At 63.8% G+C, this 17,963-nt stretch carries 16 protein-coding genes and 1 rRNA gene; 11 read left to right on the top strand and 6 right to left on the bottom strand.

Features of this window, described 5'->3' with window-relative positions; all coding sequences use genetic code 11:
* Positions 1–94, top strand: a 5S ribosomal RNA gene (gene rrf, locus ABQJ48_RS37960); the annotation flags it as partial.
* Positions 95–216: 122 nt separating this feature from the next.
* On the opposite strand, the gene ABQJ48_RS34745 is transcribed toward rrf, so the two are convergent.
* From ABQJ48_RS34745 to ABQJ48_RS34735, 3 genes are all read right to left on the bottom strand, one after another.
* Positions 217–1,287, bottom strand: coding sequence for a lipocalin-like domain-containing protein (locus tag ABQJ48_RS34745; RefSeq protein ID WP_367842440.1), 1,071 nt, complete (start codon positions 1,285–1,287; stop codon positions 217–219).
* 263 nt (positions 1,288–1,550) lie between these two features.
* Positions 1,551–4,124, bottom strand: a complete 2,574-nt coding sequence (locus tag ABQJ48_RS34740; RefSeq protein ID WP_367842439.1) for an FtsX-like permease family protein — start codon at positions 4,122–4,124, stop codon at positions 1,551–1,553.
* The gene (locus ABQJ48_RS34735; protein ID WP_367842438.1) at positions 4,111–4,872 is read right to left on the bottom strand and encodes an ABC transporter ATP-binding protein; all 762 of its coding nucleotides are present in this window, start codon (positions 4,870–4,872) and stop codon (positions 4,111–4,113) included. Before ABQJ48_RS34735 ends, ABQJ48_RS34740 begins: the two co-directional genes overlap by 14 nt.
* A gap of 380 nt (positions 4,873–5,252) precedes the next feature.
* Between ABQJ48_RS34735 and ABQJ48_RS34730 the strand changes: the two genes are divergently transcribed.
* The 5 genes from ABQJ48_RS34730 to cyoD all read left to right on the top strand — a co-directional run bounded on the left by ABQJ48_RS34730 (position 5,253) and on the right by cyoD (position 11,019).
* The gene (locus ABQJ48_RS34730; RefSeq protein ID WP_367842437.1) at positions 5,253–6,809 is read left to right on the top strand and encodes an NADH-quinone oxidoreductase subunit M; all 1,557 of its coding nucleotides are present in this window, start codon (positions 5,253–5,255) and stop codon (positions 6,807–6,809) included.
* A gap of 380 nt (positions 6,810–7,189) precedes the next feature.
* Positions 7,190–8,083: a ubiquinol oxidase subunit II gene (gene cyoA, locus ABQJ48_RS34725; RefSeq protein WP_367842436.1), complete on the top strand. Its 894-nt coding sequence runs from the start codon at positions 7,190–7,192 to the stop codon at positions 8,081–8,083.
* Between the two features lie 3 nt (positions 8,084–8,086).
* Entirely contained in the window at positions 8,087–10,069 is a 1,983-nt protein-coding gene (gene cyoB, locus ABQJ48_RS34720; protein WP_367842435.1) for a cytochrome o ubiquinol oxidase subunit I, read from the top strand.
* Positions 10,069–10,686, top strand: coding sequence for a cytochrome o ubiquinol oxidase subunit III (gene cyoC, locus ABQJ48_RS34715; protein WP_367842434.1), 618 nt, complete (start codon positions 10,069–10,071; stop codon positions 10,684–10,686). The genes cyoB and cyoC overlap by 1 nt, the downstream gene beginning before the upstream one ends.
* A complete protein-coding gene (cyoD, locus tag ABQJ48_RS34710; protein ID WP_367842433.1) occupies positions 10,687–11,019 on the top strand; it encodes a cytochrome o ubiquinol oxidase subunit IV in 333 nt (110 codons plus the stop codon). It abuts the gene before it with no gap.
* Between the two features lie 95 nt (positions 11,020–11,114).
* Here cyoD and ABQJ48_RS34705 read toward each other — a convergent pair whose 3' ends face one another.
* The 3 genes from ABQJ48_RS34705 to ABQJ48_RS34695 form a co-directional block, all read right to left on the bottom strand.
* On the bottom strand, positions 11,115–11,807 hold the full coding sequence (locus ABQJ48_RS34705) for an HAD family hydrolase (RefSeq protein WP_367842432.1): 693 nt from the start codon (positions 11,805–11,807) through the stop codon (positions 11,115–11,117).
* Between the two features lie 133 nt (positions 11,808–11,940).
* Positions 11,941–13,380, bottom strand: a complete 1,440-nt coding sequence (locus ABQJ48_RS34700; protein WP_367842431.1) for a cytochrome-c peroxidase — start codon at positions 13,378–13,380, stop codon at positions 11,941–11,943.
* A 212-nt stretch (positions 13,381–13,592) separates the two neighbouring features.
* Positions 13,593–13,778, bottom strand: a complete 186-nt coding sequence (locus ABQJ48_RS34695; protein ID WP_367842442.1) for a hypothetical protein — start codon at positions 13,776–13,778, stop codon at positions 13,593–13,595.
* 236 nt (positions 13,779–14,014) lie between these two features.
* Between ABQJ48_RS34695 and ABQJ48_RS34690 the strand changes: the two genes are divergently transcribed.
* From ABQJ48_RS34690 to ABQJ48_RS34670, 5 genes are all read left to right on the top strand, one after another.
* Positions 14,015–14,335, top strand: coding sequence for a YXWGXW repeat-containing protein (locus ABQJ48_RS34690; protein WP_367842430.1), 321 nt, complete (start codon positions 14,015–14,017; stop codon positions 14,333–14,335).
* Positions 14,336–14,789: 454 nt separating this feature from the next.
* The gene (locus tag ABQJ48_RS34685; RefSeq protein WP_367842429.1) at positions 14,790–15,380 is read left to right on the top strand and encodes an RNA polymerase sigma factor; all 591 of its coding nucleotides are present in this window, start codon (positions 14,790–14,792) and stop codon (positions 15,378–15,380) included.
* Entirely contained in the window at positions 15,377–15,793 is a 417-nt protein-coding gene (locus tag ABQJ48_RS34680) for a hypothetical protein (RefSeq protein WP_367842428.1), read from the top strand. The genes ABQJ48_RS34685 and ABQJ48_RS34680 overlap by 4 nt, the downstream gene beginning before the upstream one ends.
* Complete coding sequence (locus ABQJ48_RS34675; protein WP_367842427.1) at positions 15,790–16,335, top strand: periplasmic heavy metal sensor; 546 nt, start codon at positions 15,790–15,792, stop codon at positions 16,333–16,335. The genes ABQJ48_RS34680 and ABQJ48_RS34675 overlap by 4 nt, the downstream gene beginning before the upstream one ends.
* Positions 16,336–16,407: 72 nt before the next feature.
* Positions 16,408–17,958 (top strand): DUF1800 domain-containing protein, encoded by a 1,551-nt coding sequence (locus tag ABQJ48_RS34670; RefSeq protein WP_367842426.1) that lies wholly within the window; start codon positions 16,408–16,410, stop codon positions 17,956–17,958.
* The last annotated feature ends 5 nt before the right edge of the window (positions 17,959–17,963 follow it).

The raw sequence follows: 17,963 nt of genomic DNA, 5'->3' as shown, positions 1-17,963 counted from the left end.
GGTCCCACCCCTTCCCATCCCGAACAGGACCGTGAAACGACTCCACGCCGATGATAGTGCGGATTGCCCGTGTGAAAGTAGGTAATCGTCAGGCTCCCCAGCAGTGAACAGAAACCCCACCCCGAAAAGGTGGGGTTTCTGCGTTTGGGACCCCCTCTGGCGAAGCGGTCCGGTGATGGATCGCGGACAAGCCCCAGCCCGTCAGCCGCGAGTACATCACTGCTTGCCGATCCGCAGTGCATTGGCGTAGCCGGTCAGTTCAAGATAGCCGCGGCCCGCCGAGGCGCCGTCGCGACTCACCCTCACCGCGCCTTCCCAATACACTGCACCGGTCGATTGCCTCGAATCGAGTTCCTGATCGTCCATCAACGGATTGAGCCGCCATGTCAGCGTGCCGGCTTTAACGTTCATCGACACCGGGTACGTCGCGTTGGTGCGCGGCGAGCGCCAGCTGCGAACCGGCGTAAATTCGACCTGATCGGGGCCGAACGTCGTCACATGACCAGTTGGATCGCGGAGGGCCGCATGTGCCCAGATCGCGTGCCCATCGCTGCCGCGCACCTTGAATGCCATCAACGCTGAACCGTCATCGAGGTTGGTGCCGAGCCAATCCCATCCGACGGCATTGGCGTCGAGCAACGCGCTCGACCACTCGTGATCCAGCCATGCCATTCCGCTTACCGTCGTATTAGCGTGCGATGAACTTCCCGCCGCTTCGGGACGCACCACACTGCCGGTCACGCGCAAATGCGGTTCACTGTAGTAGTAGCTCGCCTCTTCCGGCCGCGGACCTTTGCGAGAATAGCCGCGTTCTCCCTGGATCAATGGCGCTTGGGTCGGCATCAATGCGAGATGTAGCGAGAAGCCGTTGGCGTCGACATTGACGTCGTAGTGCCCGTCCGCTGCACAAACGATTTTCCAGGCGTCGAGCTTAACGTCGGTATTGCCCGGCTGCGCGTAGGCGAGTCCGAAGCCTTGACGGGCAATGTGCTGATCGTGGGCAAGATGTCCGAGAGCCGGATCGCTCAATGCCGCATGCGCAATGATCAGCTGCGAAGGCGCAAAAGCGCTGCGATCGGCGGCCTCGTGGCCCGTTGCCGATCGGAAAAACGTGATCTGAAAACCGAGCGGCTGATTGTCCGGTGTCGTCAGCCAGCCTGTCGCGTACCACCATTCGGTGCGAAAACCCGGATGCGCGCCGCTGTCCCGCGGCAGCGCGATTGGATGGTCCGGTGTGACAGCGGCAAAGTCCGCGGCCACGGCGAACGTAGACGACACAGCGAGCATGCCGGCGCAAAACAGGTTGCGAAGACGAGGGCGCAATTGCCTCAGACTCGCTGCGCCCGCGCAGGAGCATTGCGTTAGGGCGACTTCTCCCCGCGAGATGATGGGCGACATCAGCTTAACGCAAGGGCCAGTTATCCGGCGCGCTGCAACGGCAGTGCGAGGCCCCACTCCGCGCAAAGCCACGCGTAATGTGACGGCCGCATCTGGGCGCGTCGCCCCTACAGCTGTGAGCCCCATCGCCAAATCGCGCGACATCCATTGCATCACCAATCCTCCTTGACCGCGCGCACCGCATCCACGGATACCGCACTGCGTCCCGCGATCACCGCAGTCGAGCACGATGAAGCGAGCATGATCAGCGCGACGCTCGCCAGCACGCTCCATGGCACATGCAGCGACATGCTCCAATGAAACGACTGCGGATTGACGACGAACACCAGGATCAGGCTGATCGCAAATCCAAGCACAAAGCCCATCGCAATGCCGCAAGCCGTGAGCATGCCGCCCTCCAGCGCAAGAATTGCGAGCACCTGGACGCGGGTCACACCGACGTGCCGCAACATCCCGAACTCGCGAGCCCGCGCGAGCGCCTGCGCGGAAAACGTTGCCGCCACGCCGAACAGACCGATCACGATGGCAACCGCCTCGAGAAGATAAGTGACCGCAAAGCTTCGATCAAAGATCACGAGCGTGCGCGTGCGAATCTCGCCAGGCTGCGACAGCTCCAGCGATGCGCCGAACGGCAGCGCGCGCAACCCGGCCATCACGGGTTCAACGGGCGTGCCTGGCTGCACGGTCACGGCGACATCGGTCGCGCTGGTATCGGCGGTGAGGCGCCGGTAATCGGCGAGCCGCATCTGGATTGCGCCGCTTTGGCGCACGTAATCGCGCCACACGCCGGCCACGACGAACACATGACCGCTCTCGCCCAGTGGCAAATGCACCCGCTGGCCAAGCCGGTACCCATACAGATCGACCATTGCTTCGGATACCCAAACAGGTGTCTCCCCTGCCCGAAGTTGGGACGACGGCAAAATTGCACCGGTCATCTGCAGGGTCGCGCCCGGATCGTCAGCGTCGATTTCGCGCGCGAGCACGGCGACGTCCGGCCGCGCAGGATCGAGCGTGACACGCGAAGTGCGGCCAAATGCGGCGGTCTTGATGCCGGGCACGGCGGCAAGCAGCGCCTGCTCGTCCGGCCGCAGGCCGCCGGTGTCGCCGCTGGGCGCCGCCCGAACGTACAGATCGGCCGATAGCAGATGGACAAGCCACTCCTGGACGGACACGCGAAAGCTGGCCACCATGATTGCCATCGCGACGATCAGCGCGAAGCTCGACAACACGCCGCCCATGGCAATCGCTGCGTGCCCTGGCGCATTCGCGAGACGCGCCATTGCCAAAATGCCGGCGGCGCCCGCGCGAGACCGCGTGGCAAACGCGCGGCTCGCTGTGCCGAATGTCATCGCGCTCACGCGCGGCATCAGCGCGATCCCGCCGATCAGCAGCAATGCGACCGCGAGATAGCCGCCGATCGGCGCGTCGAACCATGGCGGCATCTGCGTAAGAATGGCGGCGCCCAACAGGCACAGCAAAGCGGGCCACGGCGTGGCGAGCCGGCTCAGTGCGCCTTCTTCGGCTCCCGCCTTGAGCGCAGCTGCGGGCCTTGCGCGCGCCGCTTCCAGCGCGGGTACCACACTGCCCAAGACCGAAACCGCAATGCCGAGCATCAGAAAGAGCACGCTGGCCACCGGTTCGAAGCCCACCTGCGGCTGCACGCCGGGGAAATACCCGCCGCCGAGATCGCTGCCGAAAAAGCGCAGCGCGCCGCTTGCCATCGCATAGCCGAGCGCGAGTCCGCCGAGGGAGCCGAGCAGACCGAGCAGCGCGCCTTCCAGCAGGACCTGCCGCAGCAGTTGGCCGCGCGTCACGCCGAGCACGCGCAGCAAGGCGAACTGCGCGCGGCGCCGCACGACGCCCAGCGCCTGCGTCGAAAACACCAGAAATGCGCCGGTGAAAAGCGCCACCAGCGCAAGCACGTTCATGTTGATCCGGTAGGCGCGCGACAGTCGATCCGTGCGGCTTTCGGCATCGCGCGCTCCCGCGATGACCCACTGATTGCCGAGCCGCGCCTGCAGATCACGCCTGAAGCGTTCCCGATCGACGCCGCGCGCGAGCTGCAGATCGACGCGCGAGAGCATGCCCAGCTTGCCGAATCTCCACTGAGCCGCAGCGATATCCATGACGGCTAGCCGCTGACCCGGACGGGTCCTCACGAGACCGCCCGCCACGCGCAAGCGCACGATCGCAGTGCCGCTTTGCAGCGCGATGTGGTCGCCAGGTTTGACGCTCAGCCATTGCTGCGCGGCCGAGGAGAGGAACACCGTATCGGACGCGAGCGTATCGAAGGGCCGGTCCGGCGCCGGCACGCCGATGAGATCCGGCGCAATCCGGCTCGCCTTGAACACGTCGATGCCGAGCACCGGCAGGGCGGCGCTGCGACCCGGCACCGCGGCATCGACTGCGAGCACGGGGCTAGCCAGCACAACGCCCGGTTCGCTCGACAGACGCGGATAGATCGACTCGTCGAACCACGGCTGCGCGCCGCGTACCTGCAGATCCGCTTCGCCGGAAAGACTGCGGGCGGCCGCCGAGAATTCGTTGAAGGCCGCGCTGTTGATCAACTGCACCGCGTAACCGAGCGCGACGCCGAGCGCAATCGTCGCAATGGCAACCAGTGCGCGTCCGCGATGGCTGCGCCATTCGGCGCCCAGCAGCCAGCGTGCGAGAACGCGGTGTCCCCGTATGCGCGTCAGGGGACGGAGATCAGCGGGCGTCATCGGTTGAGCGTGCGGGCGAGCCGCCCGAGACAGACGAAGGGTCGCGCGCGCAGTGTCTCGCGGATTCGCCGGACACAGCATGCAAGCCGCCGTCGCTCAGGATCAGGACACGGTCCGCGACGGCCGCCGCCGCTTCCGAGTGCGTCACCATGATCGTGGCCGCGCCGGTCGCCTTGCTTTGCGCGCGAAACAGGCCGAGTACGTCGTGAGCGGTGTCCGGATCGAGATTGCCCGTGGGTTCGTCCGCGAGAATCAGTGTGGGGCGATGCACGAGCGCCCGCGCAATCGCGACGCGCTGCAGTTCGCCGCCGGAGAGTTGCCGCGGAAAGTCGTCGCCGCGGCCGCTCAAGCCGACTGCCGCGAGCATGTCGAGCGCGCCGGACGTGGGTAGATGGTTGAGCAGCAGTGGCAGCGCCACGTTCTGCGCGAGCGTCAGGTGAGGCAGCACGTGAAAGGCCTGGAACACGAAGCCGAGCGCGCGGCGGCGCAGGCGGGTGGCCGCATTGTCGTCAAGGCGCGTGACGACATTGCCGTCGATGATCACCTCGCCGCTGTCCGCGCTGTCCAGGCCGGCGATCACATTGAGCAGCGTCGATTTGCCGACACCCGAGTCGCCCATGATCGCGACGAATTCGCGCGGCGCGAGGGTGAAGTCGAGGTTCGCCAGCACGATACGGCCCACGCCGTACTGTTTGCTCAATCGGCGGCATTCGAGCGCGGGAACGGAAGTTTGATCACGAAGCGTCATGCGGTATCCACGAAATCTGGCCGGATAGGGCATTGCCCGGCAGACAGGAAAGTGTGCCTGCTTCCGCGCAGGTCTGCATGCGGCTTACCGACATCCACGCAGCGCGTCACCGCTTTGTGCACACGCACATTTTTACGAATCCGGCAAGCGCTATCCGTTGCAACAACGCATTGCGACGCGCTTCGCAGCATTGTTGCGATGCAAAAGTCCCGCAATCTTGGTAACCTCCCACCCTTCGTCACTCGATTGCGGGTAAACGTGTAGGCGATAGTGCCGCGGCCCCGTCGATTCGAGCGAAATAGCCTACAAGTCCATTTCGATGCTTTCATTCACGAAGGCATTGACGTGGCGTTTTGCACCCAATGTTTTCCACAGCGCACATGCCATTGCCTCTTCTCAGTCTTCTCATCTGGATCCCGATTGTCGCGGGACTGGTCGTCCTGCGAGCCGGATCCGACGCGGCGCGCGGTCGCACGCGTTGGCTCGCGCTGGCCGGCGCCGTTGCAGGTTTTCTGCCGGTGATTCCGCTCGCCGCCCATTTCCGCGACGACGTCACGACCATGCAATTCGTCGAGAACGTGCGCTGGTCACCCACGTTCGATATCGGATGGCACCTCGGCGTGGACGGAATTTCGCTGTGGCTGGTCGCGCTGACCGCGCTCACCACGATCATCATCGTCGTTGCGTCGTGGGAATCGATTACTCAGCGCACCGCGCAGTACTTCGGCGCGTTCCTGATGTTGTCGGGCTTCATGCAGGGCGTCTTCATGTCGCTCGACGGCATGCTGTTCTTCATCTCATTCGAAGCGACGCTGATTCCGCTCTACCTGCTGATCGGTACCTGGGGGAATTCGAACCGCTCGTACGCGGCAGTGAAATTCTTCTTCGTCTCGTTCCTCGGCTCGCTGATGATGCTGATGTCGATGCTGTATCTGTACAGCCAGACGCACAGCTTCGACCTCGCGCTGTGGCGTGAAACGCAGCTCGGCACGGTGCCGCAGGTACTGATCTTCCTCGGATTTCTTGCTGCATTCGGCGTGAAGGTACCGATGTGGCCGCTGCACACCTGGCTGCCGGATGTTCACCTGGACGGCCCGACCGGCGCGGCCGTGATGATCGGCATGCTGAAGCTCGGCGGCTACGGTCTGCTGCGCTTCGCGTTGCCGATCGCACCGCAGGCGAGCCACCTGTTCGCGCCGATGATGATCACGCTCTCGCTGATCGCGGTGATCTACTCGAGCCTGCTCGCGCTGGTGCAGACCGACATGCGCCGTCTGCTCGCGTATTCGACCGTGGCGCACATGGGCCTCGTGACGCTCGGCCTGTTCGTCTTCAATCGCATCGGCCAGGCCGGCGCGGTCGTGCAGATGCTGTCGTACGGCGTGGTGTCCGGCGCGATGCTGCTGTGCACGGGCATGCTCTACGACCGCACGAAGACAGCATCGATCGCCGAGTACGGCGGCGTCGCCAACACGATGCCTCGCTTCGCCGCGTTCGTGATGCTGTTTTCAATGGCCAATATCGGTCTGCCGGGGACGTCGGGTTTCGTCGGCGAGTTCATGGTGCTGATGGGGGCGATCCGCTTTAACTTCTGGATTGGCGCAATCGCCGCTACCACATTGATCCTGAGCGCGGCCTACACGCTGTGGATGTACAAGCGCGCGATCTTCGGCGCGATCGCCAATGCGCGCGTCGCGAAACTGCAGGACCTCGGCAAGCGCGAGTTCGTGCTGCTCGGCGCGATGGCCTTGCTGGTGCTGGCCATCGGTCTCGATCCGAAGCCCTTCACCGATGCGATCGATCCGTCGGTCGGGACGCTGCTCGCGCAATCTCAGCGCTCGGCTCGCCCCGCGGACGACTCAGTGCCCACTGAGCGCGAGCATCTCCAGGCAGCGGCGCCCGCACCGGTCCCGACCGCTGCCCACACGCCGAGCTGAGCAGGCAACATGTGACGCCGGGTGTGACGCGATTGCAACATGCGCGACTCGCGCATGTTGCTTCTTTCGCCCGTCGTTCGGATCCACATCGATCGCTTGGGCGGCTCGAGCACGGTTCGACCATCCCGGCGACGCGGTGTTTCAGCGCTTTTTTCAAGCCTCTTTTGTCGCAGATCAACTTTTCAGTGCTTTGCAATCAGGTATCGAAACCCGCGCTTGCACGCATTTGCGCGGCAACGTGTCGCACGGTGATGCCGCGCAATAGATCGTTGCTGAATCGAGGGTTTATTGCCACTCGACGCGCCCCTATTATGCGAGCGCTTATCAATGGAGAGCGGTCGAATGAGGTTCATCGAAGTCGTAAAGAAGAGGCAATGGCTATGAAAGGAAAGACTCTGCGAGGGTCGTCGAGTTTCGTGTCCACCGTCCTCGTGTTGTTGCTCTCGGGTTGCAGCAAACTCGATATCCTGAATCCGAAGGGGAGTGTCGGACTCGCCGAACGCAATCTGATTGCCACGTCTGTATGGGCCATGCTGATTGTCGTCGTCCCGGTGATTGCGCTGACGTTGCTGTTCGCGTGGCGTTATCGCGCGTCGAACAGGAGCGCCGAATACCGTCCGGGCTGGGTGCATTCCACCGGTATTGAAATCGCCATCTGGACGATCCCCACGCTGATCATTCTGTTCCTCGCCGTGTTGACGTGGAAGAGCACGCATGAACTCGATCCGTACCGTCCGCTCGAGTCGCAGGTCAAGCCGATCAACGTCGAAGTCGTGGCGCTGGACTGGAAGTGGCTATTCATCTATCCGGACCTCGGCATTGCGTCGGTGAACCAGCTCGCGTTCCCGGTCGGAACGCCGGTGAACTTCCTGATCACGTCCGACACGGTGATGAACTCGTTCTTCATTCCGCAACTCGGCGGCCAGATCTACGCAATGGCAGGCATGCAAACGCGCCTGCATCTGATTGCGGACCAGGCCGGCAACTACGCCGGCACTGCGGCGAACTTCAGCGGCAAGGGCTTCTCGGACATGAAGTTCCGCGCGCTGGCTACGTCGCCGGAGGAGTTCAACGCATGGGTTGCGAAAGTGCGCGCGTCGTCTGAGCGCCTGGACATGAACCACTACCACGCGTTGTCCGCGCCGAGCGAGAAAGATCCGGTGCGCTACTTTTCCTCAGCCGATCCCAAGCTCTTTCACAACATCATTGCCCGATATAACAACGGTAACGTCCTCGACAACATGAAGGACGCTAACTGTGGGCCGAAGGGATAACCCATGTTCGGAAAACTTTCACTAGACTCGATTCCGTACCACGAGCCGATCATCATGGTGACGGCCGTGATGATCGCCATCGGCGGTGCGGCAGTCCTGGGTCTCATCACCTATTTCGGCAAGTGGCGCTATCTGTGGACCGAATGGCTTACCTCGGTCGACCACAAGAAGCTTGGCGTGATGTACATCGTGGTTGCGCTCATCATGCTGTTCCGCGGCTTTGCGGACGCGATCATGATGCGTACCCAGCTTGCGCTGTCGTATAACGCGCCGGGCTATCTGCCGCCGCACCATTACGACCAGATCTTCACGGCGCACGGCGTCATCATGATCTTCTTCATGGCGATGGCGTTCATGATCGGCCTGATGAACATTATCGTGCCGTTGCAGATCGGCGCACGCGACGTCGCCTTTCCGTTCATCAACTCGTTGAGTTTCTGGATGACCGCGGTCAGCGCGATTCTGATCAACATCTCGCTGGTGATCGGTGAATTTGCGCAAACCGGCTGGCTAGCCTATCCGCCGCTGTCCGAACTGCAGTTCAGTCCGGGTGTGGGGGTCGACTATTACCTGTGGAGCTTGCAGCTTTCCGGCATCGGCACCTTGCTGACCGGCGTGAACTTCTTCGCGACCATCGTGAAGATGCGCGCGCCGGGCATGACGTTCATGAAGATGCCGGTGTTCACGTGGACCGCGCTGTGCACGAACGTACTCATCATGGCGTCGTTCCCGATCCTGACCGTTACACTTGCGCTGCTGGGCCTCGACCGCTACCTCGGCATGCACTTCTTCACGAACGACGCCGGCGGCAATGCGATGATGTACCTGAACCTGATCTGGGCATGGGGTCACCCCGAGGTCTACATCCTGATCCTGCCGGCGTTCGGTATTTTCTCGGAAGTCGTGGCGACCTTCGCCAAAAAGCCGCTGTTCGGCTACAAGACGATGGTGTGGGCGACTTGCGCGATCATGGTGCTGTCGTTCCTCGTGTGGCTGCATCACTTTTTCACGATGGGTTCGGGCGCGGACGTCAATGCGTTCTTCGGTATTGCGACGATGGTGATTGCAATTCCGACCGGCGTGAAAGTGTTCAACTGGCTATTTACGATCTACAAGGGCCGCCTGACTTTCACGACGCCTATTCTGTGGACCCTCGGCTTCATGATCACCTTCACGATCGGCGGCATGACCGGCGTAATGATGGCGATTCCTGGCGCTGACTTCGTGCTGCACAACAGCCTGTTCCTCATCGCGCACTTCCATAACGTGATCATTGGTGGCGTGCTGTTCGGTTATCTGGCGGGCTTCAACTACTGGTTCCCGAAGGCGTTCGGCTTCAAGCTGAACGAACGGTTGGGCAAGGCCGCGTTCTGGTTCTGGCAGATCGGCTTCTGGCTCGCGTTCGCGCCGCTGTACGTGCTGGGCTTCATGGGCATGACGCGTCGTCTGAATCACTATGACAACCCGGCGTGGCATCCGTGGCTGGTGTTCGCGTGGTTCGGCGCAGTTCTGATTGCCATCGGTATTGCTTGCCAGGTGTTGCAACTGGTGGTTAGCATCCGCGAGCGCAACAAGCCGGAAAACCGCGATCTCTCGGGCGATCCGTGGGACGGTCACACGCTGGAATGGGCCACGAGTTCACCGCCGCCGTCATACAACTTCGCGATCATCCCGACGATCCGCAAGCTCGACGCATTCGCCGATATGAAAGCGCGCAATGAACCGCAAGACAAGCCGATATATCGCGACATTCACATGCCGTCGAACACGTCGGCCGGTCTGATTGCCGCGATGTTCTCACTGGTGCTGGGTTTTGCCGGTGTCTGGCACATCTGGTGGCTGGCGATTGTCGGGATTGTCGGCGCGGTGGGCACCGTGATCGTTTATAGCTTCCAGAAGAACGAAGGCTTTTACATCGCGGCTGCCACTGTCGCGCAGATCGAAGAAAAACGCGCTGGTGCTCAGGTCGCGTTGGAGGTGGATTGATGTCGTCACATAACACGCTTACGGCCGCCTTGCATCATCACGATGCCCACGAGGATCACCCGCCGTCGCACTCGGTATTCGGTTTCTGGCTGTACCTGATGACCGACTGCATCATCTTCGCGTCGCTGTTCGCGGTGTTCGCGGTGATGCAGCATCAGTTCGCGGGCGGTCCGAGCGGCAAAGATCTCTTCGAGATTCCCGGTGTCGCGCTGGAAACGACGATGCTGCTCTTGAGCAGCATCACCTACGGCTTCGCAATGCTGGGGGCGCACAAGAACCGCAAAGCTGTGCTGCTGTTCTGGCTCGGCGTGACGTTCCTGCTCGGTTTGGCGTTTCTCGTGCTCGAAATGCGCGAGTTCTCGCACCTGATCGCCGAAGGGGCCGGCCCGAGCCGCAGCGCATTTCTGTCGTCGTTCTTCACGCTGGTCGGCACGCACGGTCTGCACGTCACGTGCGGGCTGATCTGGATGGTGGTGCTTGCCGTTCAGGTGCTGCGTCATCGCGAGCTGACCGAACGCGACATGATTCGCCTGACGTGCCTGAGCCTTTTCTGGCACTTTCTGGACGTCGTGTGGATCGGCGTCTTCACCTTTGTCTACCTTGCGAGCGTGATCTAAATGGACCATAGCCATAACGCACACTCGGGTGAAAGTCACGGCAGTTTCGGCAGCTATATGACCGGTTTCGTGCTGTCCGTCATTCTGACCGTCGCGGCGTTCGGCCTCGTGATGACGGGCACGTTGACCGGGCAGGACGCGCTATTTGCGATTGCCGGCCTCGCGTTCGTGCAGATCGTCGTGCACCTGGTGTTCTTCCTGCACATGAACACGTCGTCGGCGCAGCGCTGGAATGTGACGGCGTTCGCCTTCACGGCGCTGACCGCCGTGATCGTCATCGGCGGCACGTTGTGGGTCATGCATAACGTCAGCATGAATATGATGTCGCGCTAAGCTGCAAGACGTTTCAGCCTGAAAAAAGCCCCGCGAGATGGAAGTCTTGCGGGGCTTTCTTATGCTGCTGTAATTGCTTCGAAATGCGTTGCACGTCAGCACGCCGTCCCGCGCCATTGCGCGAGCAATGCGGGCAGTTGCGCCATGTTCTGAAACACCTGCACCGCACCGGCGCCATACAGCGCAGTCGCGCTGCTGTGCCCGAGTTCCGCTGGACAATATCCGAACACGGTTGCGCCAGCGGCGACACCGGCCGTCGCGCCCGTCACCGTGTCTTCCACCACGGCGCAACGTTTCGGGTTCACGCCCAGCGCGGCGCCGGCTGCCAGGTAGACATCGGGAAACGGCTTGCCGCGCGGCATGTCGTGACCGCTGAAGATACGTCCTTCGAAGCAGTCCAGAATGCCTGCCTTGGCCAGTTGCAGTTCAACCTTGACCCGGTCGGCGCCGGACGCAACGGCGATGCGTCCGCTGAGTGCCTCATGAAGCGCTCGCACTGCGCACGCAGCGCCAGCAATAGCCTGCAATTCGCGATCGAGCGCGGTATTGCGGCGCGCGCGAAACTGCATGAGCCACTCAGTGGTGATCGCGTAGCCGGTGCGTGCTTCGATCAGCGCGGCTTCGTCCTTCACGGTCTTGCCGACGAAAATGCGCATCGTCTCTTCGACGCTCAACTGCCAGCCCAGTTCGCCGAGCATCTCGCTCAGCACGCGGTTGGTGATGGGCTCCGAGTCGACGAGCACGCCGTCGCAGTCGAACAGTACGGCGTCGAAGGGAAAATCGGCCATCGGGCAAGGTAGCAATAGAAGTCGCGGAACCGGCAAGGATACCTCACCCGCCCGCGCGCCGCGGCGCCGAACCCGCAAGAACCCCTCCCAGGCATTGCCATCACGACGCGACCCGCCTCATGCGATCACATGGTCACTGGTTATACCCGTCGCTCAGCGTCTTCATGAACGCGATGATGTCCTCGATGTCCTCGTCGGTCATTGCGGGTTGATCGCCGAGCTTGCGGTCCAACGGGGCGTCGGCGGAATCGATGTTGGCATGATACTGAGGCGGCAGGTCGTTGTACTTCTGCACCTTGCCCGACGCATCGCGCGGATAGATCTTCTCGGGCGCGGTATCGCGCAGGTTGTAGAAGTCCATCACCTGCCTCAGGTCGTGATATACGCCGTTATGGAAGAACACCTTGCGTTCTGCGACGTTACGCAGCGTCGGCGTCAGGAACATGCCGCAGTACTGCGTCTGCTTCGCGAGGTCGTCGCGAAACGGGCCGCACACACCCATATCGAAGTACTTCGGATCGTGATTCGCCGCAATCGCCGGATTGCGCGGCACGCCCAGCGCCTCGTACTGCGTGTCGGTGAACACGGGCGGCAGGCCGTCGCGGGTCGGCTGGCTCAAATGGCAACCCGCGCAATTCGCCCTGTTTTTGTCGTTGAATAATCGCAGACCGTGCAGCTCGGCGTGCGTCAGCCGCGCCTTGCCTTCCAGCCAGTAGTCGTACTTGCTGGTGAAAGCATGGAACGATTGATCTTCGATCTGATAGCGGCCCACCGCGAACATGGCTTCCGAAATCAGCAGACTCGGATTGCCGACAATCGAGGGACCGAAGATCTGCTTGAACTGGTCGAGGTACTTCGTTTGCAGAAGTTTGCGCGCGACGTCTGCTTGCGTCGCATTCGCCATTTCTACCGGGTTCATCAGCGGACCGAGCGCCTGGTTCTGCAGCGTATCGGCGCGGCCGTCCCAGAAGAGACCGCCTTGCGGCACCATCGCCGCAGCGGCGGGCGCGGCGAGGGCGGTCTTTTGCGCGCGCTGCATACCGGCGGCCTGCGTCGCGAGTTGCGTGAAGTCGACCGGCACGTCGGTATCGCCCTGATCCGGGCCGATGCTGAACGGCGCCTGGCGATACAGGTACGCGAGCGAAGGCGGCGGACGGTAACCCGGCTGCGTCATATGCGCGCCGCCGAGCTGCACCGGGAACGCGTTATCCGGCGCATACGAATGCTGTGGCGAGTGGCAGGAGGCGCACGACTGCTTGCCGGAAGCGGACAGCGTCGGGTCGAAAAAAATCTGCTTGCCGAGCAGCGCGACTGCACTGAGCGGCGCGTTTTGCGGGCGCATCAGCCGCACGGGATGCGGATTCGCGCCGGTGATGTTCTCGACCATCTCGCCGAGCGCCGAGGGCACCCGTGCCGGATACACGAGCGCATATGCGCTGAATGCGGCGAGCGCGAGGACGAGGCCGGCCGCGCTCCATGCCGGCAGCCCGAGCCGCGAGCGGCGGTTGATCACGCGACCCGGCTCGCCGTGCGCGGGCAGTGGCCGCGCCGCGGCGTCTGAAGGATGGTTCATGGCGTGGGGAGGTCGTTCTATCGGATGCTGTCAACACGAAACACAGCAAAATCAGGAAGATCGAGCCAGCACGTTGGCACGGGCTCGATCCCAGCTACAGCTCGTCGTTGCGCGCGCGCTTCATCGCATGCGTTGCCTCGTGTGCCGCACTCTCAGTGCGGGTGCAGCACGCGAAGCCGGCAGAACAGAGAAGCGCTCGTCGCGGCCGCCGGTCAGATGGCCGGCGCCGAGGGCAGCCTGGTGCCCAGGTTTGGATCGAGATACACGGTCGGCGCCTTGCCCGAGCCGCTGAAGTCGAACATGTTCATGATGCTGCCGGCGCTGGCGTCGAACGAGCCGCCGCCGATGCGTTGACCGCATTGGACCATTCGATGGTGAAGATTTCGCGACACAAACATTACTATTTCTATCGTTTGCCATTCATTTGCATGACTTCGAGAGGTTGCTACGGTGGCAGACAGTCATGCCTCGGGTCTTGCATTGGCTGCTCACGTGCGCTGGGTGACGCCGTCACGTAGCGGGTATTCCCACGAATTTCTTCCAGGTGCGAATCGCGGCGACGGATTTTTTCCGCTGCCGCGTTCAAGAAGAAACGAAGCCGCTTCTGGCTTTGCATCGAATGGGAGACATGGACATGAAATCGACTCGATTGCTCCGCTTGCTCGGCTCCACGCTGGCCGCGTTGTTGTGCGGCGCGGCCACGCTGACGGCGGCGCCCGCGTTCGCCCAGGCTGTGATCGTCGCGCCGGTGGCGCCGCCGGCCCCGCGCGTCGAAGTCGTGCCGCCGCCGCGCGCCGGCTATGTGTGGGATCAAGGGCGCTGGCGCTGGGAGCATGGCCGTTATGTGTGGGTGCCGGGACACTGGCAGCCGGTGCGCGTCGGCTATCACTGGGTGCCGGGGCACTGGCGGCAGCGCGGGGCGAACTGGCACTGGGTGGAAGGGCATTGGTCATGAGCGGGGCGCTGAGCGACATGGTGCGGCGTGCTTGGGCGCTCGGAATCGCGCTTTACATCACTTAACCATGCAAGTTGCCATGAAAACACTGCTGATGATTCTGCTCGCGGTCTCGCTCGCCGGCTGTGTGGTCTACCCGGCGCGGCCGGCCTACTATCGGCCGGTGGTCGTCGTATATTGATCGCGACTGGCGCAGCCCGAAGTGCGCTGCGACCCGTCGTTCGCGCGTGCCGTTCGATGCGGTGCGCTCGCAAGGACCTGCAGGAGCTGAGACCAACGTGAGTTGCATGCCAGGGAGCCGGGTTCGTTCTACGAGGCGACGCGTTGCGGCCACCCGCTTCGAGCACGCGCGACTCTTGCGGCCATGGCCACGGCTGCATGCGTTTGCGGCGACAGGCGTCGAGCTTCGGCGCCCCGGACGGCCAGGCCTGCGGCCATCCGCGCTCCGTGCGCAATGCGCCTACCGGAGCACCACGCCTTGAGCGAGCGCGAACGCGATCCCGACGCCGAGCTGATTCAGCGGGTCGGCCGCCAGGATCCGGCTGCGGTGCGTTTGCTCGTCGCGCGCAAGCTGCCGCGTCTGCTTGCGCTCGCAATGCGCATGCTGAGCGACCGCATGGAAGCGGAGGACGTCGCACAGGAAGCGTTCGTGCGAATCTGGCAACAGGCGTCGCGCTGGCGCGAAGGCGACGCGAAATTCGATACCTGGATTCATCGCGTCGCGCTCAATCTTTGCTATGACCGTTTGCGCGGCCGTCGCGAAGAGCCGCGCGACGCGTTGCCGGAAGAGGCCGATCCGGCCATGCCGCCCGACGTCAGGCTCGAAGCGCGCGCGCAGGACCGACGGGTGCGCGCCGCGCTCGCCGCATTGCCGGCGCGGCAACGCGAGGCACTGGTGCTCTGCTACTACCAGGAGATGTCGAACCTCGACGCGGCCGCCCTGATGGGCATCACCGTCGATGCGTTGGAAAGTCTGCTGGCCCGCGCGCGCCGCAATCTGCGCGCTGAACTGGCCGGCAGCGGCCTTAGCAAGGACAAGTCATGACGCCCGAAAGATTCGATCAGATCGTTCAAGCCTACGGCGCCGATGCGCGTCGCTGGCCGTTGCCGGAGCGCGCGGCGGCACAAGCCTGGGCCAACTCGCATCGCCCGCAAGCGCAAGCGCTGCTGAGGGAGGCCGCCCGCATCGACGGGTGGCTTGCCGCCGACACGATCGATCCGCCGGGCGCGGCGTTGCAGCGACGCATCGTCGAAAGCGCGCCGGTGCGGCGGCCGGCGGCGCGGCGGCGGCTGTGGTGGTCGGGCGCGGCGCTCGCCGGCGTGGGACTGCTGGGCGGCGCGGCCGGCGCTTTGGCGGTGTCGTTTTTCGTGCTGGCGCAGAACGCGCCGGCGCTGCACGAGTCGTCTTATTTGACTTCGAGCTTCGGTGGCACGTCCGCCGATTGGAGCGGCGAATGAACGGCCGGTCGTGGAAAGTCGTGCTGGTGGCGTCGCTCGTGCTCAATGTGTTTTTGCTGGGCGCGATCGTCGGGGGTGCTTATCAATGGTTCGCGCAGCGCGGCGCCAACGCGCCGCTGCTCGCGCAACAACGCGCGCTGCGCTTCGCCGCGCAGACGCTGTCCGCCGAGCGGCAGCAGGCCTTTTTCGACGGCCTGAAGACTGCGCGCCGCGAAGGGTGGCAGTTTGCGCGCGAGGGGCGCGAAGGACGGCGCGAGGTGCTGCGCCTGCTCGCCGCGCCGCAGCTCGATCGCACCGCACTGGACGCCGCGCTTGCCCGCACGCGGGCGTCCGACACCAGTCTGCGCGCGCTGATGGAACGCAGCGTGGCGGATTTCGCGGCGACGCTTTCGCCCGAGGAGCGCGAGCGGTTCGCGCAAAGTCTGAAGCTGCGTGGGCAGTGGCGCGAGCCGGCGGCGGCCAATGCGCGTGAACAGACAAACCCGCCAAACTCCGCTAACCCGGCGAGCCAATCGGCGTCAGGCAGATCTGCGGGCGATTGAAAAAATCGTAGCGGCGCGACGGATTATCGATGGACGGCCGTTTAACGCTTATCCGATGCCGACGAGAGTGGTATGGCTTACTCACCGAACCTAAGTGCCGCGGCGATTGCGCTGAACCGCTTCGGCCTCGGCGCGCGTGCCGGCGACGCGCCGCCCGCCGATCCGAAGGGCTGGCTGCTCGCGCAGTTCGAGCAGTACGAGCCACGACCCGCCGCGTGGGCGAGCCAGCCCGACTCGGTCGCGGTGTCGACCGAACTGGCGCAAAAGCGCATGCAACTCAGTCAGCGGGCGCAGCAAAATCCGGCAGAGGGCGCGGGTGTCAACCAGGCCGGGGCGACAGGCAACGCGTCGATGGTTGCGCCAAACAATGCTCAGCCCGGCGCGCAATCCACTGCCCAGACTACTAAGCAAGCCGAACGAAAAGCGCTGCGCGGCGAAATACTCGACGGGTACCACGCGTCGGTGAATGCCCGCGTGGTGAGCGCGTTGACCACACCGACGCCGTTCGTCGAACGCCTCGTGCATTTCTGGGCCAACCACTTCGCGGTCTCGGTCGAGAAAGGCGGCGTCGCCGCGCTGGCCGGCTCGTTCGAAGCGGAAGTGATCCGCCCGCACGTGCTCGGCCGCTTCGAGGACATGCTGGTGGCGGTCGAACGTCATCCGGCCATGCAAGTGTTTCTCGATCAGACGCGTTCGGTCGGTCCGGACAGCAAGGCGGCGCTGCGCGCGGCGCAACGCAACCCCGAGCACAAACGTGGTCTGAACGAAAACCTCGCGCGCGAGATCATGGAATTGCACACGCTTGGCGTGCGCAGCGGCTATAGCCAGGACGATGTCACCGAATTCGCGCGCGCGCTGACCGGCTGGAGTCTCGCCGGCAATCCAGGCAATCCGGGCGCTGCGGGCAATCCGGGCAACCTCGCCAGCGCTAGCCGGCGCGGCGTCGGGCCGGGCGCTGCGCCTGGCAGCTTCGTGTTTCGCGCGGCGCTGCACGAGCCGGGTTCGCGAACCATCATGGGACGCCGCTACGACGAACCCGATGAAGCGCAGGCGCTCGCGATCCTGCACGACCTCGCGAGCGTCCCTGCGACGGCACAGCATATCGGCGTGAAGCTGGCGCGCCACTTCGTCGCCGACACTCCGCCGCCAGGCGTGAGCGAACGTCTTGCGCAGGCGTTCGAGCGCAGCGGCGGCGATCTGCCAACCGTGTATCGCGCGTTGCTCGATATGCCGCAAGCCTGGTCGCCGACGGCGGTCAAGTTCAAGACGCCGTGGGAGTGGACCGTTTCTTCAATGCGCGGACTCGGCTGGCAGGACCTCGGCAATCTGCAAAGCGCGCCGATCCTCACGCAGCTCGGCCAGCCGGTGTGGCGCCCGGGTTCGCCCGCCGGTTACGACGACATCGCGGCGAGCTGGGCCGCGCCCGATGCGCTGGTGCGCCGCGTCGAGATGGCACAGCGTTTCGCCGCGCGCGTCGGCGACCGGCTCGACGCGCGCTCGCTCGGCCAGACCTTGCTGGCCGGATCACTCAGCGAGCCCACGGCCACCGCTGTAGCGCGTGCGGAAAGCGCGTCCACGGCGATCGCGCTGCTGCTGGTCTCGCCGGATTTTCAACGGAGATGAATACC

The organism is Paraburkholderia suaedae (genome assembly GCF_040812055.1).
Classification (GTDB): domain Bacteria; phylum Pseudomonadota; class Gammaproteobacteria; order Burkholderiales; family Burkholderiaceae; genus Paraburkholderia.
The sequence above is the reverse complement of the archived record's forward strand: the minus strand, read 5'-3'. Positions and strand labels throughout refer to the sequence as shown.

Coding starts and splice junctions, on each gene's coding strand:
- ABQJ48_RS34735 (WP_367842438.1), bottom strand. CDS start 4,872: ATGACGCTTCGTGATCAAACTTCCGTTCCCGCGCTCGAATGCCGCCGA.
- ABQJ48_RS34685 (WP_367842429.1), top strand. CDS start 14,790: ATGCGCCTACCGGAGCACCACGCCTTGAGCGAGCGCGAACGCGATCCC.
- cyoA (WP_367842436.1), top strand. CDS start 7,190: ATGAAAGGAAAGACTCTGCGAGGGTCGTCGAGTTTCGTGTCCACCGTC.
- cyoD (WP_367842433.1), top strand. CDS start 10,687: ATGGACCATAGCCATAACGCACACTCGGGTGAAAGTCACGGCAGTTTC.
- ABQJ48_RS34740 (WP_367842439.1), bottom strand. CDS start 4,124: ATGACGCCCGCTGATCTCCGTCCCCTGACGCGCATACGGGGACACCGC.
- ABQJ48_RS34705 (WP_367842432.1), bottom strand. CDS start 11,807: ATGGCCGATTTTCCCTTCGACGCCGTACTGTTCGACTGCGACGGCGTG.
- ABQJ48_RS34700 (WP_367842431.1), bottom strand. CDS start 13,380: ATGAACCATCCTTCAGACGCCGCGGCGCGGCCACTGCCCGCGCACGGC.
- ABQJ48_RS34680 (WP_367842428.1), top strand. CDS start 15,377: ATGACGCCCGAAAGATTCGATCAGATCGTTCAAGCCTACGGCGCCGAT.
- ABQJ48_RS34730 (WP_367842437.1), top strand. CDS start 5,253: ATGCCATTGCCTCTTCTCAGTCTTCTCATCTGGATCCCGATTGTCGCG.
- ABQJ48_RS34745 (WP_367842440.1), bottom strand. CDS start 1,287: ATGCTCGCTGTGTCGTCTACGTTCGCCGTGGCCGCGGACTTTGCCGCT.
- ABQJ48_RS34695 (WP_367842442.1), bottom strand. CDS start 13,778: ATGTTTGTGTCGCGAAATCTTCACCATCGAATGGTCCAATGCGGTCAA.
- ABQJ48_RS34690 (WP_367842430.1), top strand. CDS start 14,015: ATGAAATCGACTCGATTGCTCCGCTTGCTCGGCTCCACGCTGGCCGCG.
- ABQJ48_RS34675 (WP_367842427.1), top strand. CDS start 15,790: ATGAACGGCCGGTCGTGGAAAGTCGTGCTGGTGGCGTCGCTCGTGCTC.
- cyoC (WP_367842434.1), top strand. CDS start 10,069: ATGTCGTCACATAACACGCTTACGGCCGCCTTGCATCATCACGATGCC.
- ABQJ48_RS34670 (WP_367842426.1), top strand. CDS start 16,408: ATGGCTTACTCACCGAACCTAAGTGCCGCGGCGATTGCGCTGAACCGC.
- cyoB (WP_367842435.1), top strand. CDS start 8,087: ATGTTCGGAAAACTTTCACTAGACTCGATTCCGTACCACGAGCCGATC.